At 68.0% G+C, this 560-nt stretch carries 1 pseudogene; it reads right to left on the reverse strand.

Annotated elements, in window-relative coordinates:
- Window positions 1-560 (reverse strand): annotated as a pseudogene (locus ACP2WS_RS11300) (hypothetical protein); the annotation flags it as partial.

Genomic DNA, 560 nt, shown 5'->3' on the forward strand with positions numbered 1-560 from the left:
AGGCCCGCGGTGGTGAGGCTCACTGTGTTGCCGCTCGCGGGTGTGATGGTGACTCCGCTGCCGCTCGTCACGGTGGTGTTGCCTGCCGTGTCGCTGGTGGTGACGCTGGTGAGGCCGGTGAGGTTCTTGGCCAGTTGCAGGCTCAGGCTGTCGGTGCCGTTGCCGACAACTCCAATGTTGCCGCTGCCGGACAGGTCGGTGGCTCCTCCGCTGATGGTGAGGGTGCTGCCCAGCTTGCGGGTGACGTTGCTGCCGCTGTCTCCTGCAAAGGTGAGCGGCTGCGAGGCCGCCGTGCTGACTGCGCTCAGCGCCGCTCCCACGTTGCTGTAGGTGCCGGTGGCTCCGGTGGCGGGATTGGTGGTGACGGTGTAGCTCGGTGCGGTGAGGTTGCCGCTCGCGTCAACTCCCGCTCCTCCTCCCAGGGCGCTCGCGGTGCCCTGGTTGGCTGCATACAGCTGGCTGCCGTTGACGGCGTCGGTGCTGCTGGAGGTGACGGCTCCTGCTCCCACATGGGTGATTTGCGCGCCTCCCACATTCAGGGCGTTGGCGGCCGCTCCGCT

Source organism: Brachymonas moutaii (nom. illeg.) (genome assembly GCF_049977365.1).
Taxonomy (GTDB): Bacteria; Pseudomonadota; Gammaproteobacteria; order Burkholderiales; family Burkholderiaceae_C; genus Brachymonas.